The following is a 25,317-nucleotide window of genomic DNA, read 5'->3' as shown; positions in this document are numbered from 1 at the left end:
GCGCGTCCGTACTCCCTGGGAGTATGTCCACCAGAGTGCTGAATGCCACGTTTGATGGATCTGCCCCCGTCCTTGTCGGCGATGCGAAGGATATCCCTCTCGCCCCATGCTTACAGTGCGAGGGCGCGGGGGGACGCGCCCCACCACGGGGGGATTTCCACCGATGTTCGATTACTCAGGCTTCTTCGCCGATCGCATGGACACTCTTCGGAAGACCGGGCAGTACCGCACGTTCGTCGAGATCGAACGGCTCGCCGGGCGCTTCCCGCGCGCCCTGCACCACCGGCCCGAGGGGCCCCGGGAGGTCACCGTCTGGTGCAGCAACGACCACCTCGGCATGGGGCAGCACCCCGCCGTCCTGGCCGCGATGCGCGCCACGCTGGACGCCTCGGGCGCCGCGGCCGGCGGGTCGCGCAACATCTCCGGCACCACGCCGCACCACGTCGCGCTGGAACGTGAGATGGCCGACCTGCACGGCAAGGAGAGCGCGCTCACCTTCATCACCGGCTACGCCGCCAACGACGCCGCCCTGTACGTCCTGGGCAGGACGCTGCCGGACTGCGCGTTCTTCTCGGACCGGCTCAACCACGCCTCGATGATCCTGGCGATGCGCGCGAGCGGCGCCGAGCGGCACGTCTTCGCCCACAACGACCCCGCCGACCTCGACCGGCTGCTGAGCGCCGTCCGTCCCGGCCGGCCGAAGGTGGTCGCCTTCGAGTCCGTCTACTCCATGGACGGCGACATGGCCCCCATGGCCGACCTGTGCGCGGTCGCCGAGCGGCACAACGCCCTGGTGTACGTCGACGAGGCGCACACCGTCGGCATGTACGGACCCCAGGGCGCGGGGCTCGCCGCGCAGCTCGGCATCGCCGACGGGGTCACCGTCCTGATGGGCACGTTCGCCAAGGGCTACGGCACGGCGGGCGGTTACCTGGCCGGTCCCGGCCCGGTGGTCGACGCGGTCCGCAGCCTGGCGCCGGCGTTCATCTTCACCCTCTCCATGCCGCCGGCCCTGGCCGCCGGCGCGCTGGCCGGCGTGCGGCACCTGCGGGCCAGTGACACCGAGCGCAAGCAGCTGCACGAGCGCGCCGCGCTGCTGAAGTTCCTGCTGCGTCGTTCGGGAATCCCGCTGGTGAGCGAGCAGAGCCACATCGTGCCGGTTCTGGTGGGCGACGTGGACCGGTGCCGGCGGCTGGCCGGCATCCTGCTGGAGCGCCACGCGCTGTACGCGCAGCCCATCAACTTCCCCAGCGTCGCCCGGGGCAGCGAGCGGCTGCGCATCAACCCCTCGCCCGTCCACCGGCCGGACGACGTCCACCACTTCGCCGACGTCCTGGACCGCACCTGGCACGAGCTCGGCCTGCCCCGCACCCCCGCGCCCGCCTACGCGGAGCCGGTGTGACCGGGCCCGGCCCCCGGCCGCTGGTCGTCCCCCGCCGGGAGGCGGCGGAGGACGACCGGCGGGCCACGCCGTGGGGCCGCTGCGCCGTGCTGTACGCCTTCCTCTTCCTCATGGGGTGCGAGACCTTCCTGGTCTCGCCGCTGCTGCCGACCATCGCCGCGGACCTGGAGGTCGGCACCGGTGCCGCGGCCCAGGTCGTGACGGCCTACGTGCTGACGTACGCCGTCGCCGCTCCCCTGCTCGGCGGCGTCTCCGACCGCTTTCCGCGCCGGGTGTTCGTCGCCGGGGGTGGGCTGCTGTTCCTGTGCGGCAACCTGCTGTGCGCCACGGCCGGCAGCCTGGGCGCGCTGACCGCCGCCCGCGCGCTGACCGGGCTGGGCGGGGCCATGGCCGCACCGGCCATGTGGGCCTACTTCGCCGAGGCCGCGGCGCCGCGCCAACGTGGCCGCGCGGTGGCGGGCGGGGTCGCTTGCTACGCCCTCGGCCAGGTCCTGGGCGTGCCGCTGGGCGGGCTGCTCGCGCAGACCGCCGACTGGTCCTGGGCGTTCGCCGCCCTGGCCGCCGGGCTGGCGCCGGTGGTGATCCTCGTCCTCTGGCTGCTGCGCGGTCCCCATCCGGCCCGCCGCGGTTCGGTGCTGGGCGGGTTCGGGATCTGGCGGGAGAAGCGGCTGGCGCTGCCGCTGCTGTCGACGGGGTTCCTGCAGGCGGGACGGCTGGGGGCGTATACGTTCGTCGGCGCGCTGTTCGCCGAGCGCTACGCGTTCGACGCGGGACGGCTGGGGCTGATCGGGCTGCTGGTGGGCGCGGGATCCCTGGCCGGGTCGGTGCTGGCCGGCCGGGTGATCGACCGGGTGCGCGATCGCGGCCGCGACGAGAACGGGCTGTCGGCCGTCCTGGCCCTGGTGTTCGTGGCAGCGGCCGTCGTCGCCCTGTCCGTCACCCAGCTCGCGGTCACCCTGCCTGCGCTGTTCGTGTGGTTCGCGGCCGGGGGCGCCTTCTACACCACGCAGCAGACCTACCTCGGCAGCGCCAGCCCTCGCCGGCGGGCGAGCGTGGTCTCGTGGAACGGCACGCTGGACCACCTGGGCGTCGCCGTGGGCACCACCGTGCTGAGCCCCTGGCAGCCGGCGGGCCCGGCGTTCGTCGCCGTCACCGCGGGGCTGGGCGTCACGGCGGCCGCCCTGTCGGCCGTGACCGCCCGCTTGAACTCCCGGCCGGGCTCCCGGCCGACGGCATGACCGAGCGGCGGCCGCACCTCCGGTCGTGACGGTCGTGACGGCTCCCGTCCGGTCGCGGAGAGCCCGGCTCACGCCCCCGGCGGTCGCGCCGCGGGGATCACACGCCCGGCGCGCGCCCTGACGGGCGCCGGGCGGGTCCCCCCAGACTGGGCGGATGACCGGAGCACAGGACGCCCGACCGGGCCGAGACGTCCGGGTGGTGGTCGTCGGAGCGGGGTTCTCCGGTATCGGGGCGGCCGTCCGGCTGCGCCAGGAGGGCTTCGACGACCTCGTCGTCCTGGAGAAGGCCCGGGACGTGGGCGGCACCTGGCGGGACAACACCTACCCGGGCTGCGCCTGCGACGTGCCCGCCACCCTGTACAGCTATTCCTTCGCTCCCGGTCCCGGCTGGAGCCGGCTCTTCGCCGGACAGCGGGAGATCCACGGCTATCTCAGGGCGACGGCCGAGCGGTACGGCGTCGGCGAGGTCCTGCGCTGCGGGGTGCGGGTGCTGCGGGCCCGGTGGGACCGGGCCTCCGCCCGCTGGCAGCTGGACACCACCGACGGGCCGTACAGAGCCGCGGTCCTGGTCCTGGCCACCGGACCGTGGCACCGGCCGCGCCTGCCCGACCTGCCCGGGCTCGGGGGGTTCGCCGGGCCGGTCTTCCACACGGCCCGGTGGGACCACGGCGTCGACCTGACCGGGCGCCGTGTCGCCGTCGTGGGCACCGGCGCCTCCGCCGTTCAGGTCGTTCCCGAGATCCAGGAGCGGACGGCGGCTCTCCACATATTTCAGCGCACGGCCCACTGGATACTGCCCAAGCCCGACCTCCCCCTCCCCCGGCCCCTCGACCGCCTGCGCCGCACGCCCGGCGGACACCGCGCCCTGCGCGCCGCGCAGTACGGGCTGCAGGAGGCCTTCGGGTTCGCCTTCCGGCACCCCTGGCTCGTCCGGCCCGTGCAGGCCGGCGCCCGGGCCCACCTGCGGCTGGCCGTCCGCGACCGGGGACTGCGCCGCGCGCTCACCCCGGACTACGCCCTGGGCTGCAGACGGCTGTTGACCTCGAGTACGTACTACGCCGCCCTGGCCCGCCCCCATGTCCACCTGCACCCCACCGCGGTGACCGCCGTGCGCGCGGACCGGCTCGTCGGCGCCGACGGCAGCCAGGTCCGTGCCGACGTCATCGTGCTGGCCACCGGCTTCCACATCGGCGACCTCCCGCTCGCCCGCCAGGTGCGGGGCGCGGACGGCCGTACGCTGCACCAGGTCTGGAACGACGGCCCCGAGGCATACCTCGGTACGAGCGTCAGCGGATTCCCCAACCTCTTCCTGCTACTGGGCCCCAACGTGCACACCGGCAACACTTCCGCGATCACCGTCGTCGAGGCCCAGCTCGCCCACCTCACCGCCGCGCTGACCCATCTGGGCCGCTCCGGCCGTGCCGTCCTCGACGTCCGCCCCGCCGTGCAGGCCGCGTACAACGCGGCGGTGCAGAAGGCGTTGCGGACCACCGTCTACAACTCCGGTGGCTGCTCGAGCTACTACTTCAGCCCCAGCGGCCGCAACGCCTTCATCTGGCCCTGGTCCACCGGGCGGCTCGTGCGCCGGCTGAACCGCTTCGATCCCGCCGCCTACACCTGGTACGGACGTGCCGGCGAACTCCGGGCGCCCGTCAGGTGACACCGCCCGAGGACCGCGTCTGCGGGCCCGCGCTCAGAACGCCGAGTTGGCGAACCAGTGGGCGAGCAGGTCCCGGTCGCCCCGGAGCCGGAAGGCGTCGCTCTCGCGGTCGAGGCGGCCGTAGAGCAGCAGGAGCAGATCCGCTGCCGTGCCCTGGACCGTCGCGTCCGCCGTTCGCGGCTCCGCGTCGCCGGCCACGAGGCCGAAGCCGTCGGGGCGCAGGAGGATCAGCCAGTCGCCGCCACCGTCTCCCTCGCCGCTCCCGTCGCCGTCGCCGTCCGTACAGCTGAAGCGGATGGTCCGGTCGGGGGCGCGCAGTTCGGCCGTCCGGGGCGCGAAGGGGGTGGCGAAGGGCAGGTTGGTCAGGAACTCGTCGATGCCGTCCACCGCCAGTTCGCGGTCGATGTGCGGGGTGAGTCCGAGGGCGCGTTCGGCGTCGGCCCGGTGCACGAGCGTCTCGCAGAGCATGCGGCGGACCCAGAAGCGGGCGTGCTGGTCGACGCCCCAGGCCCACATCGGGGCGTCGAGGTCCGTCGCCGCGAAGACGTCGGCGGCCTCGGCGGCGCTCCCGGCCAGCCAGTCCGGGTAGTCCTCGGGCCGCTCCGGCAGGCGCAGGTCCACATCACGGCTTGCCGGCGGCTGCTGGACGCGCTGTCGCATCAGGGCCGTGAACCAGCGGTGGACGCTGCCGACGTGCCGGGTCAGGTCGGCGAGGGTCCAGCCCGGGCAGGACGGCACCGGGGTGGAGAGGTCGGCGCCCTTGACGAGGGCGACGAACGCCGCCGTCTCCGTCGCGACGGCCGAGGCGTGGGCGTCTGGATTCATGTCCGGTGTCCTTGTCGTAGGCGCCCCCCGGCCGGCTGCGGTGCCGGGCCGGGGAGCGCGGGTGGGGTGGTGTCCGCCGGGGTGCGGGGCGGTGGGGGGCGGGCCGGTCAGCCGAGGGGCTTGTCGAGGACGGCCTTGGTGTGGCTGAACGTGTCGATGGAGTACGGGCCGTGGTAGCGGCCCATGCCGCTCTCGCCGACGCCGCCGAACGGCAGCTCGGGCACGGCCAGGTGGGAGACGGGCAGGCCGAAGGTGAGCGCGCCGGAGGACGTCTCCTCGGCCAGCCGCTGCTTGGTCCGCGGGGAGTCGGTGAAGGCGTACAGGGCGAGCGGCTTGTCGCGCTCGTTGACGAACGCGATCGCCGCGTCCAGGTCGGGCACGCCGATGACCGGCAGGATCGGCCCGAATATCTCCTCGCGCATCACCGGCGCGTCCGGGGAGACGTCGGCGAGCACGGTCGGGGCGAGGTAGCGGGTCGCCCGGTCGTGCTCGCCGCCGGTGACGACGCGCCCCTCGCCCAGAAGGCCGGTGAGCCGGTCGAAGTGCCGGTCGTTGACGATCCGCCCGTACTCCTCGTCGGCCGACGGGTCCTCGCCGTACGTCGCCCGGACGGCGGCGGCCAGGTGCTCCTCGAGCGCGGCGGCGGTGTCGCCGATGGCGAGCACGTAGTCCGGTGCGACGCAGGTCTGGCCGGCGTTGAGGAACTTGCCGCGTACGATCCGCTCCGCCGTGACGGCCAGGTCGGCGCCGGGCTCGACCAGCACGGGGCTCTTGCCGCCGAGCTCCAGCGTGACGGGGGTCAGGTGCCGGGCGGCGGCGGCCATGACGATGCGCGCGACCGTGCCGTTGCCGGTGTAGAAGATGTGGTCGAACCGCTGCTCCAGCAGCGCGGTGGTCTCCGGTACGGCTCCCTCCACGACCGCGACGGCCTGCGGGTCGAGGTAGCGCGGCAGGAGCCGGGCCAGCGCCGCCGACGTGGCCGGTGCCAGCTCGCTGGGCTTGACCACGGCCGCGTTGCCCGCCGCCAGCGCTCCCACCAGCGGGGTCAGGGCGAGCTGGAGCGGGTAGTTCCACGGCGCGATGACCAGCACCACGCCCAGCGGGTCGCGCACCACGCGGGCCTCGGCCGGCCGGAAGGCGTCCGGGACGGTGACCGGCCGCGGGCTCAGCCACTCGGCCAGGTGCGCGACGGTGTGGTCCAGCTCGTTCAGGGTGAAGCCGATCTCGGTGCGGTAGGCCTCCTTCGGCCCCTTGCCCAGGTCGGCGTGCAGGGCGGCCAGGAGCTCCTCGGACCGTTCGGTGAGCAGCGTGCGCAGGGCGCGCAGCTGGCCGAGCCGCCAGTCGAGCGGCTTGGTGCGGCCGGTCGCGAACCCGGCCCGCAGTCGCGCGACGACGGCGGCCGGGGCGGTGTCGGTGGTTTCGGAGGTCATGGCGGTGCTCCAGAGGACGGGCCGGTAGGTGCCGGTGGATGACGGCCGAGAGGCGGCCAGAGGTAGTTAAAGGCTTAGATGATTCATATCCTTAAGCAATAGAGTGAAGGTAAACCTCAATGATTGAGCTAGTCAACTTTCCTCCCGGGCGTTCGCCCGCCCGCGCGCGCAGCCGGCAGGGGCCCTTGCCAGGGCGAGGTCAAGGCCCCCTCGCCCCGCTTTGTATTCTCGGCAGGCGCCACCCCCCGCCGATGCCGCACCCGCGAGAGGACACACCATGACCACCGAGCTGAGCCCCGATGCCCTGACCGGGCTCCTCGAGCGGGCCCGCCAGGACTACCGGGACCTCGCGGCACGCGGGCTCGCGCTCGACCTCACCCGGGGCAAGCCGGCACCGGAGCAGCTCGACCTGTCCGAGGAGCTGCTGAGCCTGCCCGGCGGCCGGCACACCTCCGCCGACGGCACGGACGTGCGCAACTACGGCGGGCTGCAGGGGCTGCCCGAGCTCCGGGAGATCTTCGCCGAGGCGCTCCAGGTGCCGGCCGGCCAGCTGCTCGCGGCCGGGAACTCCAGCCTCGAGCTGATGCACGACTGCCTGGTGCACGCCCTGCTGAGCGTGCTGCCGGGCGCCGGCTCGCGCTGGGTGGAGCAGGAGCGGATCGCGTTCCTGTGCCCGGTGCCCGGCTACGACCGGCACTTCGCGCTCTGCGAGCGGTTCGGCATCGACATGATCCCGGTGCCGATGACCGCCGAGGGCCCCGACATGGAGGTCGTGGAGCGCCTCGTCGCCGAGGACCCGGCGATCAAGGGCATCTGGTGCGTGCCGAAGTACAGCAACCCGGACGGCGCCGTCTACAGCGACGCGACCGTGGCGCGGCTCGCCACGATGAGCACCGCCGCGCCCGACTTCCGGATCTTCTGGGACAACGCCTACGCCGTCCACCACCTCACCGACGAGCCCGTCGGGATCGCCGACCTGCTCGCCGCCTGCGCCGAGGCCGGGAACCCGGACCGGGTGTTCGTGTTCGGCTCCACCTCGAAGATCACCGCGGCGGGCGCGGGCGTCGCCTTCTTCGGCTCCTCTCCCGCGAACGTGCAGTGGCTGCTCGGCAACAACGCCAAGCGGTCGATCGGCCCCGACAAGGTCAACCAGCTGCGGCACGTCCTCTTCCTGCGGGACGCCGACGGCCTGCGGGCCCACATGGAGCGTCAGCGCGCCCTGCTGCAGCCCAAGTTCGAGGCGGTCGCGCGGATCCTGGACGCCGAACTCGGCGGGACCGGGCTCGCGACCTGGACCTCGCCCAAGGGCGGCTACTTCGTGACCCTCGAGGTGCCGGACGGCTGCGCCAAGGAGGTCGTACGCCGAGCCGCCGAGGCGGGCATCGTGCTCACCCCGGCCGGCGCCACGCACCCGTACGGCGACGACCCGCGCGACGCGGTCATCCGGATCGCCCCCAGCTACCCGAAGCTCGCGGAGCTGGAGCAGGCGATCGAGGGACTCGCCGTCTGCGTCCGGCTCGTGGGGTACGAGCAGCAGGCCCGCTAGGACACGCCCTAGGAGCTGCCACGGGCCGTGGGCCCGCGGCGGGGTCGCCCGGCCGGCCGGTGGTCGCGCCGGGCGGGTGATCTCGCCGCCCGCCCGCGCGCGTCGCCGACCGCCGGCCCGCCCACCGGGCAGACTTCGCCTCGTCCCGGCACGTTTCGCAGGTGCCCGGGCGGGTCGCGGAAGCGCGGAGAAGGGTCGGTGTCCTGCCCATGTCCATCGAGGAGAACAAGAAGCTCGTCCGCCGCTTCTACGAGGAGATCGACAAGGGCAACGTGGACGCCCTCGACGAGCTCGTCGCCGAGGACTACCTCGACCACTCCCCGCCGCCGTTCCCGGGCTTCGCGTCCGGCCTCGAGGGCCTGCGGCAGGTCTTCCGGCTCTTCTGGGAGGCGACTCCCGGCACCCACGAGATCCAGGACCAGGTCGCGGAAGGCGACAAGGTGGTCACGAGACTGCTCTGCCGCGGCGTCCACGAGGGCGATCTGCCCGGCATTCCCGCCACGGGACACCAGCTGGAGATGACGGCGACGGTGATCCACCGCATCGAGAACGGCAAGCTCGCGGAGAAGTGGTCCGACAAGGACCTCCTGTCCTTCCTCCAGCAGCTCGACGTCGTCCCGCCGCTCGGACCGGACGCGTAGGGAGACCGCCGGAGCGCGGAGGACGGGTGCGCGCGTGAGCGGTACGAAGGGCCCTCCCCCCTCGACGGGACCGGCCGCGCCCGGCCTCGACGAGATCCAGGCCGCCGTGGGCAAGCGCCTGGACGACGTGGCCAAGATCCTGGCGGGCGCGCTGGTGGCGGTGGCCGGCATCATGACGACCCTGGGCCTCAACAGCAAGTTCGTCTTCGTCGCCCTCAACAACCGCTCGTGGCCCATCTACGTGGCGTCCCTCTGCGCCATCATCGCCATCGTCTGCAGCATCGCCGCCCTGCTCATCCGTCCCACCGGGCGCGGAGTCCTCTGGGAGACCGGCGTCCTCGTCCTCGGGGTGGTCTTCTACATGGCCTCCCTGAGCATCGCCGTGGTCGGGGCCGCCCAGGCCGCGGGAGGGAACGGACGCCCGACGATCACCGATCTCAGGCTCGAGGGTCCTCGCCCCAACCAGCGGCTGCACTTCGAAGTGCACGCCGACGGAGTCCAGAAGTGGTCACACATCGTCGTGTCCGTGACACCGGAGGACGCCCCCTCCGGCAAGAACACGGACCTCTACTGGAGCATCCTCAGGCCTGACGAACAGGGCGAGATCGCTCAGCGGGTCGACATTCCGTTCGCCCCTCCGGCAGGCACCTCGGTGGTCGCCCTGTCGGCCGTCAATCCGGACCAGTCCACTGATCTGAAGTGCGAGATCAAGTCGCAGCACGGCCCGGCGTGCACGGAGCTCCACCTCTCCTGAGGGCCTCGGACCCGGGATGGGGACATCCGGCCATCCACCGATGTGATCCGGACAAAACCCGCCGCCCGAAGACTCCCATGATCACAGAGCCACGTCCTCCTCGTTGGTGGAGTGCGTCGTTGCCGGCAGCCGGCACCGACGGCACCCCGAGACCGCCTTCCGAGAGAGGAACCACGAACGCCCATGAACATCCTCACCATGACGTCCCGCACCGTGGCCGCGGCCGCGCTGGCCGTGGCACTCGGCCTGGGAGCGGCTCCCGGCGTCCAGGCCGCGCCCATGGCCGGCACGACGGCCCAGGCCGCCAGGGCGGGGGACGGGGACGGGGGTGGGTGGCAGGGCGAAGGCGGCCTGACGCTCAACGCCGCGGACAACGCGCGCGTGGACGCGTTCGCCGATCAGGCGAGGAGGGCCGAGCGCTCCATCAGCCCGCGGGTACGGGCCGCGGCGCGGCTGAGCTCGGCGGAGCTGGTCGGCTTCGATCACCGGCTGAAGTCACCGGACTCGCTCAAGCGCAAGGTCGCCACGGCCATGAAGGAACACCCCGGCCAGAACGTGAACGAGGCGCTGGCCGACATCAAGGACTCCGTGCGCTACACCCTGCAATGGCCCGACGCCCGCTACACCGCCGGCGTCACCATCGCCTCGCACCTGCTGTCCGCGTGGGGCGTCGAGAACGCCAAGTGGTCCAACACCTGGGCCCGCGCCAAGGGCTACCGGGCCATCAACTCCGCCTGGCGGGCGCCGGGCAGCGGGCACCTCTTCGAGGTCCAGTTCCACACCCCGGCGAGCAAGAACGCGCAGGAGGTCACGCACAAGCTGTACGAGGAGCAGCGACTGCCGAGCACCACCCCGGAACGGGCCCGGGAGCTCCAGGAGCAGCAGGACGCGATCTTCGCCGCCGTCCCCGTCCCGCAGGGCGCCGACCGCCTCTCCGCCCCGGCCCCCGCGCGCTCCGCCCCGGCCGCCCCGGTCGGATGAGCAGGGCGGCCGGGGCGCGGACACGCGCGTGAAGCGCCCCGGCTCCCCCTCCCGTCACCCCGCCGGAGCAACCCCGCTCGCGCCCTCCCCCGGTACGTCATAGGACGGGGATGACGAGTGGTGCGGGTGGTGCGGAGCGAGGAGCGGACGGGCCGGGATGCAGATCGTTGTCGACCTCAATCGCTGCCAGGGCTACGCCCAGTGCGCGTTCCTCGCCCCCCAGGTGTTCGCGCTGCACGGTGAGGAGGCGCTGGCGTACTCACCGGCCGTTCCCGACGATCAGCTCGACCGTGTCCGCAAGGCCGCGACGGCATGCCCCGTCCAGGCCATCCTCGTCGGCGAGCAGGCAGGCGCCGATGCCGGCTGAACCGCGCTCCGACGGCCGGATCGTCATCGTCGGCGCGTCGCTGGCCGGGCTCCGCGCGGCGGAGACGCTGCGCGACGAGGGGTTCCGCGGCGAGCTGACGCTGGTCGGGGAGGAACCCCACCCTCCGTACGACAGGCCGCCCTTGACCAAGCAGGTGCTCCTGGGCCGGGTACGGGCGGACGACGTCGGGCTGCCGCGGCGGCGGGCCGTGGAGGCGCACTGGAAGCTCGGCGTACGGGCCAGCGGCCTGGACCCGGACGGCAAGAAGGTGCTGCTGGCGAACGGCGAGCACCTGCCGTTCGACCGGCTGCTGATCGCCACCGGGACGCGGGCCCGGCCCTGGCCGGACGCCGATGCGGCGCGCCTGGACGGGGTGTTCACGGTGCGGACGCGCGACGACGCGAGCCGCCTCGCCGAACGGTTCGACGCCGGGCCGCGGCGGGTCCTGGTGATCGGAGCCGGGTTCACCGGCTCGGAGATCGCCTCGGTCTGCCGGGAGCGCGGCATCGAGGTGACCGTCGCCGAGCGCGGTCCGGCACCTCTCGTCGGCGCTCTGGGCGGCGCGCTCGGCACCTTCGCGGCGAGGCTGCAACGGGCCCACGGCGTCGACCTGCGCTGTGGGGTGACGGTCACCGCACTGAAGGGGGACGGCGGCCGGCTCACCGGTGCCGAGTTCTCCGACGGCAGCCGGATCGACGCCGATGTCGCCGTGATCGCACTGGGCGCGGTCCGCAACACCGAGTGGCTGGCGGATTCGGGGCTCGCCGCGGGGCCGCGGGGTGTGGCGTGCGACGCGGGATGCCGGGCCTTCGACATGTACGGGATCGTCACCGACGACATCTTCGTCGCCGGTGACGTGGCCCGTTTCCCGCATCCGCTGTTCGAGTACCAGATGCTGTCCCTGGAGCACTGGGGCAACGCGGTCGCACAGGCCGAGGTGGCGGCCCACAACATGATCAGCGCCGGCCCGCACCGGCGCCCGCACCTGGCGGTGCCCGTCTTCTGGTCCAGCCAGTTCGGCCTCAACATCAAGTCGGTCGGCGTGCCGACCTTCTCCGACCAGGTGGTCCTCGCCCAGGGGTCGCCGGAGGAAGGACGACTGGTCGCGGTCTACGGCTACCGGGGACGCGTCACCGCCGCCGTCAGCGTGAACCGGGCCAAGTGGCTGGAGCACTACCGGCGCATGATCGAGACGGCGGCGCCGTTCCCGCCCGGCCCCGGGGCCGCCGACGGGCCCGAGCCGGCCGCGCCCGTCCCCTCCGACGTACCGGATCCGAAGGTCCTCTCGCACGGCCCCACCGTCGCCCTCACCGGACACCTGCCGGACCGGCGCCTCACCCTGGTGCGCCCGGGCGGCTGACAGCAGCACCACCGACGCAGCACCACCGACGAGGAGCTCGCGCACATGTCCACGGAGACGCTGTTCCGGCGGATCGCCGACTACGCCAGTCGCGCCGACCCCTACCCCCTCTACGCCGAACTGCGCGAACACGGCGCCGTGCGCCAGGACGACGGCAGCTACCTGGTCGGCACGTACGACGAGATCGCCGCGCTGCTCCACGACCCGCGGATCAGCTCGGACCGTCGTCGCCGCACCGTCCCGGACGCCCTGGGCCCCGGGCAGGACGACGTACCGCCGGCGTTCATCGGGCTCGACGACCCCGAACACGACCGGCTGCGCCGGCTGGCGATGCGGCCCTTCGGCCCGCCGCACTCCCCCGGCCGCGTCGACGCCCTGCGGGGCGAGATCACCCGGATCGCCGGTGAACTGGCCGACGGCTTCGCCGACGGGAAGCGGATCGACGTCGTCGACGACTTCGCCTACCCGCTTCCCGTCACCGTCATCTGCCGCCTGCTGGGCGTGCCGTCCGAGGACGAACCACGGTTCCGCACCTGGTCGGACAGCATCGTCGCCGGCTTCGACGCCACACCGGACGAAGACCCCGAGCAGCGCCTGCGCTCCGCGACGGAGGCCCGCCGGGCGATGGCGCTGTACCTGGGAGAACTCGCCGAGAGCAGGCGCGGCCACCCCACCGGCGACATGCTCTCCGCCCTCGTCAACGACGAGGGTCCCGAGGGCTCCCTGAACCCGATCGAGCTGATGACCACGTCGGTTCTCCTGCTCATCGCCGGACACGAGACGACGGTCAACCTCATCACCAACGGCGTCCTCACCCTGCTGCGCCACCCCGACGCGCTCGCCCGGCTGCGCGACGATCCGGCGCTGATGCCCCAGGCCGTCGAGGAACTGCTGCGCTACGAACCACCCGTCCAGATGCTGCCCCAGCGCACCCCACTGGCCGACATCGAGGTCTCCGGCGTGACCATCCCCCAGGGTGCCCCGCTGATCCTCGTCCTCGCCTCCGGCAACCGCGACCCCCTGCGCTTCGCCGAGCCCGACCGCTTCGACATCACCCGCCCCGACAACCAGCACCTGGGCTTCGGCAGCGGCATCCACAGCTGCTTCGGCGCCCCGCTCGCCCGCCTCGAGACACAGATCGCCCTGACCACCCTGCTGCCCCGCCTCGGCGACCTCCGCCTGGTGGAAGACCCGCCCCCGTACCGGACCAACCAGGTACTGCGCGGCCCCCGCCATCTGCTCGTCGAAGCTGCCGGGTGACTCCGGCGCGGGGCCGGGTGCTACGGAATGGAGAGCTCCCACGTAGAGGGCGCGTGGAACTCGCCCGGGCCGTACGTGAGCTCCAGGCGGGACGGTTCGGTCTCCGCCGTGAACACGTACTCCAGGCGCGTCGTGCTGCCTTCCGACACCCGGTCCGGTCCGCCCGAGGAGAGCTCACTGGGGTAACTGGTGAGTCGTTGCACGCCCGGGTTCGCCCCCTCGTAGCTGCCCATGTCGTGGCTGCGCAGTTCCACCGGAGCGCCGCTGCGATTTTTCACCGTGACGGGCACGCGGTAGGCGTGCGCGGGCGGTGTGGCGTCACCCGTCAGTTCCGGGGTCGGGGTGACGGACTGGACGGGGCCGATGGTGACCTGGACGCCGTCGGCGTAGGTGACGGTGCCCTGGCGGCCCGGGTGCTTGCTGTCGGTGGCTCCCGTGCGCTTGCGCGCGGCGACCCGGTCGTCGAGGTCGTAGCGGATGCAGCCGCCGTCGGTCGACAGGGTGGGGCTGCCCGTGTAGCCGTCGATGCCGACGGCGATCGTGACGCCGTGGTCGTCGGTGGTGCGGATGCCCGGCCAGCGCGGGGTCTTGTCGTGGGAGTTGAGGGGCTCGGGCGGCGGCTTGTCGTGGGTCTTCCAGCCGCGGTGCTCCCAGGAGCTGCGGAGCTTGTCCAGGTCCGCCAGGTAGTCGGCCTTGCCGGCGTAGCGGAGCTTCCATTCGTAGCGGGGCTGCTTCCTGGTCACACTGCCGCTGTCGAACCCCAGGTCGTCGACGCAGGAGGTGCTGCCCTCTTCGTGTATCCAGCCGCGGTCGGTGGTGCCCGGCCGCAGGTCGCCGATGGTCTGCCGGCCGGCCTCCCGGGTCCTGATGTCCTGCTTGCGGAAGTCCGCCGCCGACCGTACGGGTCCGCCCCCGAGGTTCTCGAAGAATTCGAACACGACTGAGAACGTCCAGCAGAGGGCTCCGGCCGCGGTCACGCCGATGAGCCAGCGCCGCACGATCGTCTTGCGGCTCGTCGGGGCGGCCGGGGCGTCTTCGGTCTCTGCCGGTACGAGAGTCGACTTCTGGGGCGGGTGTTTCTCCATGAGGTGATTCCACCTCATCAAGCGGGATCGCCGGCAGCGACCAGGTGCTCAATCGGATCTGAGTAGGTGTACTCACGGGTCCTCACCGGCACGGCCGGAACCGTCATGACCACCTCACGCGTTGTCGGTCATGACGCGGGCACACCAGGATCCTGGGGGCATGAGGTGGAGCAGGACCCGGAACGCGAACGGGAACGGGAACGGCAGCGCGGCATCGGCCGGCGCGCGGTGCTGATCGGTGGCGGCGCCGTGGTGGCAGCGGGCGTGGCGGGATACGCGGGACGGGACGGGCTCCTGCGGTGGTGGTGGCGTACGTCCGGGCGGGAGAGACCGCGTACGGACGGCGAGCTCGATCACCCCGGTGCCACATGGGTCGCCGCGTCCTCGGCGAACTGGCGGCGGGCGGACCGGCCGCTCGACTACGCCGTCGACCGGGTGGTCGTCCACGTGGTCCAGGGCAGTTACGGCGATGCCCTCCAGGTCTTCCGCGACCCCCTGCACAAGGCGGCCGCCCATTACGTGGTGCGCAAGGACGGGGTCGTCGCACAGACCGTCCGCGAGCTGGACGTGGCCTTCCACTCCGGGAACCGCGCGTTCAACGAGCGCAGCGTCGGCATCGAGCACGAGGGGTACGTGGACCGGCCCGACGGCTTCACGGACGCGATGTACACGGCCTCGGCCCGGCTCACGGCCGGGATCTGCGCCCGCTACGCGATCCCGGTGGACCGCACCCACATCGTCGCCCATTCCGAGGTGCCGGGCACGGACCACACCGACCCCGGCCCGCACTGGGACTGGAACCGGTACCTCAGGCTCGTACGGGCGGCCGCCGGCTGAGGCCGGCGGCTAGATGGCGGCGGCCAACGGCACGCTCCTGGCCACGGAGACGAGGGCCTGGCGGGCACGGTCGCCCTGCTCGGGGGCGAGTGACGGCGGCCGCGCCTACGCCGCGCAGAATTCGTTGCCCTCCGGGTCCCGCATGACCCACCAGTGCCCGGCAGGTCCCCTGTCGACCTCGCGGACGCGGGTCGCCCCGAGCTCCTCCAGCCGGGCGACCAGCTTGTCGAGGCCGCCGGGCTCGCTGTGCACGTCGAGGTGCAGGCGGTTCTTGCCGGACTTCTGCTCGGGCACGTCCTGGAAGAGCAGCCGTCGGCCGTGGCCGATGCCGCTGGTCTTGTCGAACGGGTCGTCGGGGTGGCGGATCGCGGCGTAGCCGCGGAAGATCCTGCGGCCGCGATGTTCGGTGACCGCCTCCTCGCCGATGTGGCCTGCGGCCAGCAGCTGCTCGATGAGGGCCGTGGGGTCTTCCACCTCGTAGCCCAGGGCCTCGGCCCAGAAGTCCGCGAGGGCGGGTGCGTTCGTGCTGTCGATGACCAGCTTCCAGTGCAATGCCATGCAACCAGTCGTAGTGGTTGCATGGACTCCCCCGCAAGCAAGGGGTGACCGACGCCTCCTGGGGCGCGATTGCCCCTAGTGAGCAGAGAGCGTCTGTGTTCCTATGGTGCGCCAGAGCCGTAGCCCTCATCCGGGTTGCGGCTGCCCCCAGCGCACACAGGAAGTGATCGCGTGTTACGTGTGTTACGCGCCCTTGGCCTCGTCATGCTCCTGGCCGGTATGTCCCTCGTCGCAGCCCCGTCCGCGAGCGCGGAAACGCGCACGGCGGATGCGCGCACGGCCGTCGGCGGCGGGACCGGGATCGTCTTCCGGCTGAGTCCGAGCCCGGAGGCGCCCGCGAGCTACTACATCTGCACCCTCACCGCGGTCGGCCGCGACAGAGCCGGCAATCTGGTGGGCCTGACCAATGCCCACTGCTTCATCGACGACAAGGGAAACAAGCTGGTCGGCGAGAAGGTCTACCGGGACACCTCGCCCGCGGGGACGGCCGCCGCCCCGGCGCCGATCCCCGACAGCCGCCCCGACCTGGCGACCGGCGCCATCGGCACGGTGACGTACGTCAGTACGCCCAACAACCTGCTCAACACCGGGCCCAAGGGCCTGGACTACGCGGTGATCCTCCTGGACGAGACCAGGGTCGCTCCCACCAATACCGTGGACGGAGTGACCATCACGTCGATCGGAGCGCCGCCCGCCAACGGAACCCGCATGTGCAAGCAGGGCCACCGGACCGGCCTCACCTGCGGCATCAAGCTGGGCACCAACGGAATCTGGTTCACCCACCTCATCTGGACCAACGGCGGTGATTCCGGTTCCCCCGTCGTCGTCGGCCAGACCCTGGTCGGCAACGCCTGGGGCGCCCAGCACAGTTCGCCGATCCTGAGCATCATCGACGAGATGAACGCCAACGGCGGAGTCGGCGCGGGCTTCCACATCGCGGCCTGAGCCCCTCGGATCCGCGGCGATGAGCTGCCGCGCGACCGTCACGCGTCGCGTGCGGTGTCCGGCCGGCCCACCAGCGCGCGGAGCAGCCCCGGGAAGGCCTCGTCGACCTCCTCGAGGCGCAGCGCGTTCATGCGGGAGGTGCCGACGTAGTACTGGCGGATGAGGCCGGCCTCGCGCAGCACGTGGAAGTGGTGGGTGGCGGTGGACTTGCTGACCGGCAGGTCGATCGTGCCGCAGGCGAGGTCCTCGCCCGCGGCGTACAACTCGCCGATGATCCGGCGGCGTACGGGGTCGACCAGGGCCTCGAGCACCTGCTGAAGACCGATCGTCCGGATGTCCGGGTGGGGCGGGATGCGTCCCTGCCCCGTTCGTCGTGGTGCTGCCATCGCCTGGTGACCTCCTCGCACATCGTACGACACCTGTCGAAGTATGACACGCATCGAACTTTGACAGCTGTCGTACTTTCCGGTTGAGTGTGGCGCGGCGGCGCGGACTCCGCGCCGCCGTCACCGATCGGTAGGGGGATGAGTGATGGCCAGAACGGTGCGGTTCCACGAATACGGCGGGCCGGACGTGCTGCGGCTGGAGGACGTGGAGGCCGGCGAACCGGGCCCCGGCGAGCTGCTGATCCGGGTGGACGCGATCGGGATCAACCGTGCCGAGGTGCTCTTCCGCGGCGGCCAGTACATCGAGCCGGTCAAGGAGTTCCCCGCCCGGCTCGGCGCCGAGGCCGCGGGAGTGGTCGAGGCCGTCGGCGCGGACGTGACGGGCTTCGAGGCAGGCCAACCGGTCAGCGTGGTGCCGGCGTTCTCGATGAACGACCACGGCGTCTACGCCGAGCGCGCCGTCGTCCCCGCCACCGCGGTGGTCCACCGCCCCGACGGGCTCGACGCGGTAGCGGGCGCGGCGGTGTGGATGCCGTACCTGACGGCCTACGGGGCACTGGTGGAGGTCGGCGGGATGCGGGCCGGTGACACGGTCGTACTGACCGCCGCCTCCAGCAGCGTGGGCCTGGCCGCGATCCAGATCGCCCGGCGCGTCGGCGCCGTGCCCATCGCCACGACGCGCACGCGGGCCAAGAAGGACGCACTGCTCGAGGCGGGTGCCTCCGAAGTGATCGTCACCGGTGAGGAGAACGTCGCCGAACGCGTGCTGGGCCTGACCGGAGGGCGGGGCGCGGAGTTCGTCTTCGACGCCGTCGCCGGCCCGGGTGTGCTGGACCTGGCCAAGGTCGTCGCCCCCGGCGGCACGCTCTTTCTGTACGGCGCGGTGAGCGGCGAGCCGACCCCCTACCCGGGGTTCGAGCTCGGCATGCCCGCGCTGAACATGCGCACCTACACGGTCCACGAGATCACCGGCGATCCGCAGCGGATGCGCCGCGCCGAGGCGTTCGTCTCCTCAGGCCTGCGCTCCGGCGCCTTCCGGCCCACCGTGGACCGCACCTTCGGCCTGGACGAGATCGTCGAAGCGCACCGCTACATGGAGGCGGGCGCCCAGGTAGGCAAGATCGTCGTCACCGTCGACCACTAGACCGCCACCACTGGCCCACTGACGGCCTCACCGGCCCGGGCGCCGGCCCACGTACCGGCCGGCGCCCACTCCGTTTTCCCGGAATCGGCAACAAGGTTTTGCCGCCCTCGCCCGCCGGGTGCACGCTGCTCGCGCATGCCCGCAGTCGGTCGGGCCGGCAGCGTCCGGCTGCCCTGCCCCTGCCCGTCGTCACCTGGCGACAAGGCCTCAGGGGTCACCGGAGAACGGAGTTCACCTTGAAGCCAACCAGCGCGGGACAGGACGAGGCGGCAGCCGGAAGTGCGGAGCGGGCGCCCGCGGTTCGTTGGGCGCTCGCCGGCCTCTCGCTGTCCATGCTGTTGTCCTCTCTCGGCACCAGCATCGCCAATGTCGGCCTGCCGACGTTGGCGCAGGCGTTCACCGCCTCCTTCCAGGAGGTCCAGTGGATCGTCCTGGCCTATCTCCTCGCCATCACCACCCTGATCGTCGGCGTGGGACGACTCGGCGACATCGTCGGCCGCCGACGGCTGCTCCTGGCCGGGATCTCCCTGTTCACCGGCGCCTCGGTCCTGTGCGGTGTCGCGCCCACGCTCTGGCTGCTGATCGCCGCGCGGGCGGCGCAGGGCCTCGGAGCGGCCGTCATGACGGCCCTCACCATGGCGTTCGTCGGTGAGACGGTTCCGAAGGCGAAGACCGGCAGGGCCATGGGGCTGCTCGGAACGATGTCCGCGATCGGCACCGCTCTCGGTCCGTCGCTGGGCGGCGCGCTGATCTCCGGACTCGGCTGGCGGGCGATCTTCCTCGTCAACGCGCCACTGGGCATCCTGACCCTTCTCCTCGCCCGCCGCCATCTGCCCCTCGACCGGCAGGAGTCCAGGGCCGGTCGAGCGCGCTTCGACACGGTGGGCACATCGCTGCTCGCTCTCACGCTCGCCGCTTACGCACTCGCCATGACCCTGGGGCGCGGCAGTTTCGGTGCGCTCAACGTGGCGCTGCTGGTGGCTGCCGCCTTCGGGGTCGCTCTCTTCGTACGCACCCAGGCGAGAGCGGCATCGCCCTTGATCCGGTCGGCCATGTTCCGCGACCCGGTGCTGAGCGCGAGCCTCGCCATGAGCACCCTCGTCTCGACGGTGATGATGGCGACGCTGGTCGTCGGGCCGTTCTATCTCGCCCGTACGCTCGGGCTCGACGAGGCTCTCGTCGGGCTCGTCCTGTCGGTCGGTCCGCTTGTCGCCGCGCTGACCGGTGTGCCGGCCGGCCGCATCGCGGACCGCTTCGGCGCGCAACGCATGACCATCGCCGGGCTCGTCGCGACAGCGGCCGGTTCCTGCCTTCTGTCCCTGCTGCCGACGTCGCTCGGCGTCGTCGGCTACATCGCCCCCATCGTCGTCGTCACCGCCGGCTATGCGGTGTTCCAGACCGCCAACAACACCACCGTCATGGCGGACATACGCCCGGACCAGCGGGGCGTCACGTCCGGCATGCTCAACCTCTCGCGCAATCTCGGCCTTGTCACCGGCACATCCGTCATGGGCGCTGTGTTCGCCCTCGCATCGGCGACGACGGACGTGGCGACGGCGGGCTCCGAGGCCGTTGCCACCGGCATGCGGGTCACGTTCGCGGTCGCGGCGATCCTCATCGTCGTCGCACTCGCCATCGCGGTCGCAGGCCGCGCCCTTTCGCGACGCACCGCGGCCGTGTGACCGCGCGGGCGGAACGGCGATGAAGAGGGGTGGAGGCCGAGCGGGGTGCGGGGAAAAGGGCTGGGTACGATGCGCCCGCACAACCGAACGAACTCGAAGGGTGCCGCCATGCCCGGCCCGCACACCACCCCGGCACCGTCCGAACCGCCCCGCGCCCCGGGCGACATGCCCCGGCGACGCTGGTGGCGGACGAATCGCGCCCGTGTCGGGATTGCCGCCGCCATTCCGGCGCTCGGCCTGCTGGAGCCCCGGCTGGGCGGGCTCGCGCTGATCGCCGCGCTGATCGTGGTGTGGTGGGACACCCCCTGGCCGAAGGCCAAAAAGGTCGCGGCGACGGTCGCCGCCGCGGCCCTGCTGGGCGCGGTCCTGCCCGACCCGCCGAAGGAAGCCGCGCGGGACACCGTGGCGGACGCGAAGGCGGGCGGCACGAAGCGGTCCCGCGGCGTGATGCCCAACGCGTCGGCCGCCCCGTCCGCGTCGGGGACCCCGGAGGCGACGGAACCCGCGGCCCCCGACTACCGCGGCCAGAGCCTGGACGTGGCGTACGGAAGGGCCACGAAGGCCGGTTTCACCGTCACGTACCACGACGCGTCCGAGAAGACCGCGTTCGTCCGGGGCCGCTCACTGTGGACGGTCTGCTTCCAGAAGGCGGGCCGGAAGAACGGCGTGCGGCCGGCACTCGACTTCGCCGTCGGGAAAAAGGGAGCCCCGTGCCCGAAGGAGGACGGTCTGCCCGTCCCGTGGCCCACGATGCCCGAGCTCGTGTGGAAGACGTGGCGGACGGCTCGTACGGAGGTCGTCGCCCTGGGCGTGCGTTCCGACCACGTCCAGGCGCGCGCGGCGTACCGCAACGACACGCTGCCCGACGAGGGCGAGTACGACGACTGGCGGGTCTGCGCGCACGATCCGGCCGAAGGCGCGAAGCTCCCGGGCGACACGAGGGTGACGCTCTATCTGTCGACCCAGGACAACGGCTGCCCGGAACCGGACCGGGCGACCGGCACCTCCGTGAACCTGCCGGACCGGGACGACGACGGCGATCCGGACTACCGCGACCCCTTCCCCGGTGACCGCGACCGCAACACCGCCTTCCCCGACGGGATTCCCCACCTGGGTGATTCCGGCGGCTCCGGCGGCTCATCGGGCGGTTCGCACGGCGGCGGCTGGAGCGTCTGCCGCCACACCCGTTGGTGCTGACAGGCGGAGCCCGGCCACTGCCAAGTCCGGGCCGCTGTCCTACGATCGGCACATGGCCAAGCATTCTTCGGACTCACCGTTGTCCCTCTGGTCCCGGGACTCCGTGCTGTCGATCGGCTCGGTGGGGTCGGTGCTCTCGATCGGCTCGGTCGGATCCGTACTGTCCGTCGGCTCGGTCGGCAGCACCCTGTCGCTCGGCTCGATCGGCTCCGCGCTCTCGGTCATCTCGGCCGGCTCCTGGCTCAGCACCGGTTCGCTGCTGTCCGCCCAGTCGCGGTGGTCCGTACTCTCCTGGCGGTCGACCCGGAGCTTCCTGGCCGCCGGGGCCGTGGCGGCCGTCGCCTGCGCGGCCCTGGCGGGCGAAACCAGGCGCCGGGCCGCATAGGCCGTTCCTCGTAGGCCGTTACGCAGGCCGTTACTCGTAGGTCGTTCCTGCCTCATCCGCCCGGGCAGCTCAACTCACCGTGCCGGGCGTGGTCAGCGGCCCAGTGCCGACCTCATGGTCACGCCGTGCCGGACGCGCAGGCGCCGCATCTCCCACACGGACAGGGCCGTCACCGACAGCGGGCCGCCGAGCAGGAAGGAGTACAGCACCGCGGGCGGGGCCGCCACGTCGGGGTCGTCGAGGAGGCCGAGGACGAACAGTGACCAGACCAGCAGGGGCGAGAGGAGGGCCGGGAGCAGCTCGTGCACGTCGCCCGTGCGGAAGCATGAGTTCAGGCCCTTGATCGCGGCCACCAGGGTGAAGCACACCGCGAGGACCAGGACGACGGCGCAGGCGATGCCGGCCGCGATGAACAGCAGCGCGATGAGCAGGCCGGTGATGATCCTTCCCGCCGCCTCGCCCAGGAACCCGAACAGGAAGTCGTGCGAGCCGACGTCGGCGGTGGAGACGATGTCACCGCTCAGCGCGGCGACCATGAGCCAGCACACCGCCACCCCGAGGAGGATGGCACCCAGCGCGCGCAGCGGGCCGCCGAGACGGCGTGCGTACACGCGGCCCAGCGGGGAGCGTGCCGAGAGGATGAAGGCCGTGACGCCGACGGCCACCGCGACCAGCAGGATGGCGCAGCCCAGCACCAGGTCCTCGAGCTTGCCGAGGACGAATTCCTCCCGCCCCTTCTTCAGGGGATAGACCATGAGCAGCCCCGCGGTGGCCAGCAGGCCGAGCACCGTACGGCCGGCCTGAAGCCGGGAGACGACCGGGTCCTCGATGCGATCGGTCCGGGCCGGGTCGGTGAGAGCCGAGGCGGCGGCGATCGGACTCGGTACGGAACGGATCGACGCGATCAATCCTGGTCGACCTGTGGTCACGTGCGTTTTCCCCCGAGATGGCGTCACTCCCGTGCGCGTACCGCACGGCAACGCCCGACACCCTAACCGATCATGGCCACTTCAATTTTTGATGAGCGCCGTCCCATCGACGGCCACCGCCGGCCGCCTCGCCCCAAGTCGCCGGCCCGTCAGCCGCATTCGACTACCCTGCCCTCGTGATCAACTCTTCGGTTACCTCGCCCTTCGGTCGCTTCGAGGGCTCCTGGCCGGCCGTCGACCGCCCCGACCTCCTCGCCGGGCCCGTGGCCGCGGCCCTGGAGCGGTACAGCGGTACCGAGCCCGTCGAGTCCGTCCTGGTCGTCGACACCGACCCGGAGGTGGCCGACACCGCCGCCTTCAGCGCGGCCTACGACGTTCCCCTGGAGGTCTCCGCGAACTGCGTGGTCATCGCCGCCAAGCGCGGCCAGGACGTCACCTACGCCGCCTGCGTCGCCCTGGCGACGACCCGGGTCGATGTCAACAAGTCGGTGCGCAAGCACCTGGGCGCCCGCAAGGCGTCGTTCGCCCCGATGGAGACCGCGGTGGCGCGGACCGGCATGGAGTACGGCGGGATCTGCCCGGTCGGACTGCCGGACGGGTGGCCCCTCCTGATCGACGAGGCGGTCGCCTCCTCGCCGTACGTCCTCATCGGCAGCGGCAGGCGCCGGGGCAAGCTGATCCTCCCCGGCTCATTCCTGTCACAGCTGCCGAACGCCGAGGTCGTCGCCGGGCTGGCCGGCTGAGGACCTGGCGAGGGCCTGGCGAGCACCGGGGCCGGCAGCATCGCGTCGGCCCCGTGCGCATGCGGTGCCGGCAGCGTCTTCCCGCCAATGTGCGGGGGCTTCAGCCGATGCCTGTCGTTCCGCGACGCCCGCCGATAGCCTGCGGCCTGGCCGGGCCCCACCGCGGGCGCCGGGCCGAGATCCGCACGGCATGTACGACTCATGATCCACGCACTTCCCGTCGTTCGAGGAAGAGGAAACATGAAGTCGCGCTATCGCCTCCCGGGAGTTCTGGCGGCCGCCGCAGCGCTGCTGTTCACCTCCGGCATCGTCGAGGCCTCCGCCACGACCAAGGACAGCAAGCCCGGCCCGAGCGGCGCCTCCGCCTACGGCTGGATCCGCAACGCCAACAGCGCCCACTGCCTGGCCGTGCCCGGTGGCAGCACCGAGAACGGCATCGGGCTCATCCAATGGGGCTGCGGCAGCTGGCGGGACCACTACTGGCAGTTCGAATACGCCTTCAACAGCGGGGGCCGCAACTACTACCGAGTCAGAAACCTCAACAGCCAGCAGTGCCTGGCCGTACCGGGCGCCAGCACCACGCCGGGCACACAGGTCATCCAGTGGCCCTGCGGCACCTGGAAGGACCACTACTGGGGCATCGACTACACCAGCAACGGCAGACGCCTGGTGAACTGGAACAGCGGCCAGTGCCTCGCCATCCCCGGCGCCAGCCGCACGCAGGGCGAGAAGGCCATCCAGTGGCCCTGCGGCACGTGGGCGGACCACTACTGGAACTTCTGAACCGCCCGTACCGACGATCAGCAACGTGCCCGGTGGGTTCCCGACCCGCCGGGCACGTTCATGTCGGCGGAGGCCCCGCAGCGCGACGGGCCGTCGGGGGCGTCGGGGGCGTCGGGGGGGCATCGAGAGCCTTCGGCGAGCTGCCGATTCACCCGATACGACACGATATGAACTACTGCAAACAGGACATTCCGGCTATAGACTCTTCGGGACCGCACGACGCTGCGACCTAGGGAGTCGTCACCATGTCCAAGCGAGGCAACAAGCGACGCGCCCGCAAGAAGAAGGGCGCCAACCACGGCAAGCGGCCCAACACCTGAGCCCGATCCCGGGCGCGGACGCAGGAGCTCCCGGGCCGGGCGGATCAGCTGGTGTCGAGGCCGTCGATCAGGCGGTTGAGGAACCGGGTGAAGGTCGCTTCGGGAGTCAGGGGCCGCCCGGGCGCGGAGAGGGCTTCGGCGAGCTCCGGATGGTGTCCGTCGGCGGCGACAGCGGCGAGGTAGCGGGCTTCGGCAGCGGCCCGGTCGGGTGACTGGGTCGCTGCGGCCTGCGCGATCTCGTGGGCGACGTGCCCCGATACGAACGCCGTCAGCTGGGAGAAGACCTCCAGCTTCGCCGCGCCGTCCAGCCCGGTGGGCCGCAGGGCGGCGAGGGCGTGTTCCAGGAAGGCCAGGACGTTGGGGCCGAGGGGCCGGCGGGCGAACAGGGCGGCGGGCAGCCAGGGGTGCCGGAGCATGAGGGCGCGCTGGAGGTGGCCGATGACCTTGAAGTCGGTGCGCCAGTCGCCGGTGAGGGCGCCGTCGGCCGGCAGTTCGCCGCTGACGTGGTCGATCATCAGGTCCAGCAGCGTGTCCTTGTCGCGGGCGTAGCTGTAGAGCGACATGACGCCGGCTCCGACCTCCGAGGCGACCCGCCGCATGGTGACCGCCTCGAGCCCCTCGGCGTCCGCCAGGGCGACGGCCGCGGCGGTGATCGCCTCGCGACTGAAGGCGGGCTTGCGCCCCCGGCGGGGCCGGGCGCGGCTCAGCCAGAGCTCCTCGGGGTCGGCGCCAAGGGCGCCGGGCCCGCCGTCACGGGTCACGGTCTCCGGACTCCTCTCCTCGCCACCGCGGCTCTCGCACCACGGCCCTTGTGATCGTCATCCAAGCATCCATTATTCTCGTACGCAGTACGAGAATA

26 protein-coding genes are annotated in these 25,317 nt (G+C 72.2%); 19 read left to right on the top strand and 7 right to left on the bottom strand.

Annotated features, from left to right (window positions below; all coding sequences use genetic code 11):
* The first annotated feature begins 163 nt into the window (after positions 1-163).
* The 3 genes from hemA (at position 164) to IE295_RS08380 (ending at position 4,300) form a co-directional block, all read left to right on the top strand.
* Positions 164-1,402 (top strand): 5-aminolevulinate synthase, encoded by a 1,239-nt coding sequence (gene hemA, locus IE295_RS08390; RefSeq protein WP_190062872.1) that lies wholly within the window; start codon positions 164-166, stop codon positions 1,400-1,402.
* Positions 1,399-2,640 carry an MFS transporter gene (locus IE295_RS08385; protein WP_190062871.1) on the top strand — a complete coding sequence of 414 codons (1,242 nt, stop codon included), beginning with the start codon at positions 1,399-1,401 and terminating at the stop codon, positions 2,638-2,640. Before hemA ends, IE295_RS08385 begins: the two co-directional genes overlap by 4 nt.
* Before the next feature lie 154 nt (positions 2,641-2,794).
* Positions 2,795-4,300, top strand: coding sequence for a flavin-containing monooxygenase (locus IE295_RS08380; protein ID WP_190062870.1), 1,506 nt, complete (start codon positions 2,795-2,797; stop codon positions 4,298-4,300).
* A 33-nt stretch (positions 4,301-4,333) separates the two neighbouring features.
* Here IE295_RS08380 and IE295_RS08375 read toward each other — a convergent pair whose 3' ends face one another.
* Both IE295_RS08375 and IE295_RS08370 read right to left on the bottom strand, forming a co-directional pair.
* Positions 4,334-5,125: a maleylpyruvate isomerase family mycothiol-dependent enzyme gene (locus tag IE295_RS08375; protein ID WP_190062869.1), complete on the bottom strand. Its 792-nt coding sequence runs from the start codon at positions 5,123-5,125 to the stop codon at positions 4,334-4,336.
* Between the two features lie 107 nt (positions 5,126-5,232).
* Complete coding sequence (locus tag IE295_RS08370; protein WP_190062868.1) at positions 5,233-6,555, bottom strand: aldehyde dehydrogenase family protein; 1,323 nt, start codon at positions 6,553-6,555, stop codon at positions 5,233-5,235.
* 277 nt (positions 6,556-6,832) lie between these two features.
* On the opposite strand from IE295_RS08370, the gene IE295_RS08365 reads away from it, so the two are divergent.
* The 7 genes from IE295_RS08365 (at position 6,833) to IE295_RS08335 (ending at position 13,464) form a co-directional block, all read left to right on the top strand.
* Entirely contained in the window at positions 6,833-8,101 is a 1,269-nt protein-coding gene (locus IE295_RS08365) for an aspartate aminotransferase type Ic (RefSeq protein ID WP_190062867.1), read from the top strand.
* A 209-nt stretch (positions 8,102-8,310) separates the two neighbouring features.
* Positions 8,311-8,742 carry an ester cyclase gene (locus tag IE295_RS08360; RefSeq protein ID WP_190062866.1) on the top strand — a complete coding sequence of 144 codons (432 nt, stop codon included), beginning with the start codon at positions 8,311-8,313 and terminating at the stop codon, positions 8,740-8,742.
* Positions 8,743-8,776: 34 nt separating this feature from the next.
* Entirely contained in the window at positions 8,777-9,496 is a 720-nt protein-coding gene (locus IE295_RS08355; protein WP_190062865.1) for a hypothetical protein, read from the top strand.
* Between the two features lie 198 nt (positions 9,497-9,694).
* A complete protein-coding gene (locus IE295_RS08350) occupies positions 9,695-10,477 on the top strand; it encodes an ATP nucleotide 3'-pyrophosphokinase (RefSeq protein ID WP_372479936.1) in 783 nt (260 codons plus the stop codon).
* 157 nt (positions 10,478-10,634) lie between these two features.
* Positions 10,635-10,844, top strand: coding sequence for a ferredoxin (locus IE295_RS08345; RefSeq protein ID WP_190062864.1), 210 nt, complete (start codon positions 10,635-10,637; stop codon positions 10,842-10,844).
* Complete coding sequence (locus IE295_RS08340) at positions 10,834-12,204, top strand: NAD(P)/FAD-dependent oxidoreductase (protein WP_190062863.1); 1,371 nt, start codon at positions 10,834-10,836, stop codon at positions 12,202-12,204. Before IE295_RS08345 ends, IE295_RS08340 begins: the two co-directional genes overlap by 11 nt.
* Positions 12,205-12,249: 45 nt before the next feature.
* Positions 12,250-13,464: a cytochrome P450 gene (locus tag IE295_RS08335; protein ID WP_190062862.1), complete on the top strand. Its 1,215-nt coding sequence runs from the start codon at positions 12,250-12,252 to the stop codon at positions 13,462-13,464.
* Positions 13,465-13,484: 20 nt separating this feature from the next.
* On the opposite strand, the gene IE295_RS08330 is transcribed toward IE295_RS08335, so the two are convergent.
* Positions 13,485-14,549, bottom strand: a complete 1,065-nt coding sequence (locus IE295_RS08330; protein WP_190062861.1) for a hypothetical protein — start codon at positions 14,547-14,549, stop codon at positions 13,485-13,487.
* A gap of 165 nt (positions 14,550-14,714) precedes the next feature.
* On the opposite strand from IE295_RS08330, the gene IE295_RS08325 reads away from it, so the two are divergent.
* The gene (locus IE295_RS08325; RefSeq protein ID WP_224323619.1) at positions 14,715-15,386 is read left to right on the top strand and encodes an N-acetylmuramoyl-L-alanine amidase; all 672 of its coding nucleotides are present in this window, start codon (positions 14,715-14,717) and stop codon (positions 15,384-15,386) included.
* 105 nt (positions 15,387-15,491) lie between these two features.
* Here IE295_RS08325 and IE295_RS08320 read toward each other — a convergent pair whose 3' ends face one another.
* Positions 15,492-15,944 (bottom strand): VOC family protein, encoded by a 453-nt coding sequence (locus IE295_RS08320; RefSeq protein WP_190062859.1) that lies wholly within the window; start codon positions 15,942-15,944, stop codon positions 15,492-15,494.
* 219 nt (positions 15,945-16,163) lie between these two features.
* Here IE295_RS08320 and IE295_RS08315 point away from each other — a divergent pair, with 219 nt between their 5' ends.
* Positions 16,164-16,889, top strand: a complete 726-nt coding sequence (locus IE295_RS08315; protein ID WP_224323620.1) for a chymotrypsin family serine protease — start codon at positions 16,164-16,166, stop codon at positions 16,887-16,889.
* A 38-nt stretch (positions 16,890-16,927) separates the two neighbouring features.
* Here the strand turns inward: IE295_RS08315 and IE295_RS08310 are convergent, their stop codons facing one another.
* Positions 16,928-17,275, bottom strand: a complete 348-nt coding sequence (locus IE295_RS08310) for an ArsR/SmtB family transcription factor (protein WP_190062858.1) — start codon at positions 17,273-17,275, stop codon at positions 16,928-16,930.
* A 145-nt stretch (positions 17,276-17,420) separates the two neighbouring features.
* On the opposite strand from IE295_RS08310, the gene IE295_RS08305 reads away from it, so the two are divergent.
* From IE295_RS08305 to IE295_RS08290, 4 genes are all read left to right on the top strand, one after another.
* A complete protein-coding gene (locus tag IE295_RS08305; protein WP_190062857.1) occupies positions 17,421-18,419 on the top strand; it encodes a zinc-dependent alcohol dehydrogenase family protein in 999 nt (332 codons plus the stop codon).
* Positions 18,420-18,517: 98 nt separating this feature from the next.
* A complete protein-coding gene (locus IE295_RS08300) occupies positions 18,518-20,101 on the top strand; it encodes an MFS transporter (protein WP_224323621.1) in 1,584 nt (527 codons plus the stop codon).
* 108 nt (positions 20,102-20,209) lie between these two features.
* The gene (locus tag IE295_RS08295) at positions 20,210-21,298 is read left to right on the top strand and encodes a PASTA domain-containing protein (protein ID WP_190062856.1); all 1,089 of its coding nucleotides are present in this window, start codon (positions 20,210-20,212) and stop codon (positions 21,296-21,298) included.
* Between the two features lie 52 nt (positions 21,299-21,350).
* Positions 21,351-21,683 (top strand): hypothetical protein, encoded by a 333-nt coding sequence (locus tag IE295_RS08290; RefSeq protein WP_190062855.1) that lies wholly within the window; start codon positions 21,351-21,353, stop codon positions 21,681-21,683.
* 92 nt (positions 21,684-21,775) lie between these two features.
* On the opposite strand, the gene IE295_RS08285 is transcribed toward IE295_RS08290, so the two are convergent.
* Positions 21,776-22,591, bottom strand: coding sequence for a hypothetical protein (locus IE295_RS08285; RefSeq protein WP_190062854.1), 816 nt, complete (start codon positions 22,589-22,591; stop codon positions 21,776-21,778).
* 197 nt (positions 22,592-22,788) lie between these two features.
* On the opposite strand from IE295_RS08285, the gene IE295_RS08280 reads away from it, so the two are divergent.
* From IE295_RS08280 to IE295_RS34390, 3 genes are all read left to right on the top strand, one after another.
* Complete coding sequence (locus tag IE295_RS08280) at positions 22,789-23,355, top strand: YbaK/EbsC family protein (protein ID WP_190062853.1); 567 nt, start codon at positions 22,789-22,791, stop codon at positions 23,353-23,355.
* Positions 23,356-23,595: 240 nt separating this feature from the next.
* A complete protein-coding gene (locus tag IE295_RS08275) occupies positions 23,596-24,138 on the top strand; it encodes an RICIN domain-containing protein (protein ID WP_190062852.1) in 543 nt (180 codons plus the stop codon).
* 245 nt (positions 24,139-24,383) lie between these two features.
* Positions 24,384-24,458, top strand: coding sequence for a 50S ribosomal protein bL37 (locus IE295_RS34390; protein WP_372460710.1), 75 nt, complete (start codon positions 24,384-24,386; stop codon positions 24,456-24,458).
* A 44-nt stretch (positions 24,459-24,502) separates the two neighbouring features.
* On the opposite strand, the gene IE295_RS08270 is transcribed toward IE295_RS34390, so the two are convergent.
* Entirely contained in the window at positions 24,503-25,219 is a 717-nt protein-coding gene (locus tag IE295_RS08270) for a TetR/AcrR family transcriptional regulator (protein ID WP_190062851.1), read from the bottom strand.
* Positions 25,220-25,317 lie beyond the last annotated feature (98 nt).

It is taken from the genome of Streptomyces griseocarneus (assembly GCF_014655595.1).
In the GTDB taxonomy this organism is placed as follows: domain Bacteria; phylum Actinomycetota; class Actinomycetes; order Streptomycetales; family Streptomycetaceae; genus Streptomyces; species Streptomyces griseocarneus.
This window is presented reverse-complemented; position numbering and strand designations above follow the sequence as displayed.

Bases quoted from the DNA above. Each gene is read 5' to 3' on its own strand.
- hemA (WP_190062872.1), top strand. From the start codon at position 164: ATGTTCGATTACTCAGGCTTCTTCGCCGATCGCATGGACACTCTTCGG.
- IE295_RS08380 (WP_190062870.1), top strand. From the start codon at position 2,795: ATGACCGGAGCACAGGACGCCCGACCGGGCCGAGACGTCCGGGTGGTG.
- IE295_RS08375 (WP_190062869.1), bottom strand. From the start codon at position 5,125: ATGAATCCAGACGCCCACGCCTCGGCCGTCGCGACGGAGACGGCGGCG.
- IE295_RS08370 (WP_190062868.1), bottom strand. From the start codon at position 6,555: ATGACCTCCGAAACCACCGACACCGCCCCGGCCGCCGTCGTCGCGCGA.
- IE295_RS08365 (WP_190062867.1), top strand. From the start codon at position 6,833: ATGACCACCGAGCTGAGCCCCGATGCCCTGACCGGGCTCCTCGAGCGG.
- IE295_RS08360 (WP_190062866.1), top strand. From the start codon at position 8,311: ATGTCCATCGAGGAGAACAAGAAGCTCGTCCGCCGCTTCTACGAGGAG.
- IE295_RS08350 (WP_372479936.1), top strand. From the start codon at position 9,695: ATGACGTCCCGCACCGTGGCCGCGGCCGCGCTGGCCGTGGCACTCGGC.
- IE295_RS08345 (WP_190062864.1), top strand. From the start codon at position 10,635: ATGCAGATCGTTGTCGACCTCAATCGCTGCCAGGGCTACGCCCAGTGC.
- IE295_RS08340 (WP_190062863.1), top strand. From the start codon at position 10,834: ATGCCGGCTGAACCGCGCTCCGACGGCCGGATCGTCATCGTCGGCGCG.
- IE295_RS08335 (WP_190062862.1), top strand. From the start codon at position 12,250: ATGTCCACGGAGACGCTGTTCCGGCGGATCGCCGACTACGCCAGTCGC.
- IE295_RS08330 (WP_190062861.1), bottom strand. From the start codon at position 14,549: ATGGAGAAACACCCGCCCCAGAAGTCGACTCTCGTACCGGCAGAGACC.
- IE295_RS08320 (WP_190062859.1), bottom strand. From the start codon at position 15,944: ATGGCATTGCACTGGAAGCTGGTCATCGACAGCACGAACGCACCCGCC.
- IE295_RS08315 (WP_224323620.1), top strand. From the start codon at position 16,164: ATGTCCCTCGTCGCAGCCCCGTCCGCGAGCGCGGAAACGCGCACGGCG.
- IE295_RS08310 (WP_190062858.1), bottom strand. From the start codon at position 17,275: ATGGCAGCACCACGACGAACGGGGCAGGGACGCATCCCGCCCCACCCG.
- IE295_RS08305 (WP_190062857.1), top strand. From the start codon at position 17,421: ATGGCCAGAACGGTGCGGTTCCACGAATACGGCGGGCCGGACGTGCTG.
- IE295_RS08295 (WP_190062856.1), top strand. From the start codon at position 20,210: ATGCCCGGCCCGCACACCACCCCGGCACCGTCCGAACCGCCCCGCGCC.
- IE295_RS08290 (WP_190062855.1), top strand. From the start codon at position 21,351: ATGGCCAAGCATTCTTCGGACTCACCGTTGTCCCTCTGGTCCCGGGAC.
- IE295_RS08275 (WP_190062852.1), top strand. From the start codon at position 23,596: ATGAAGTCGCGCTATCGCCTCCCGGGAGTTCTGGCGGCCGCCGCAGCG.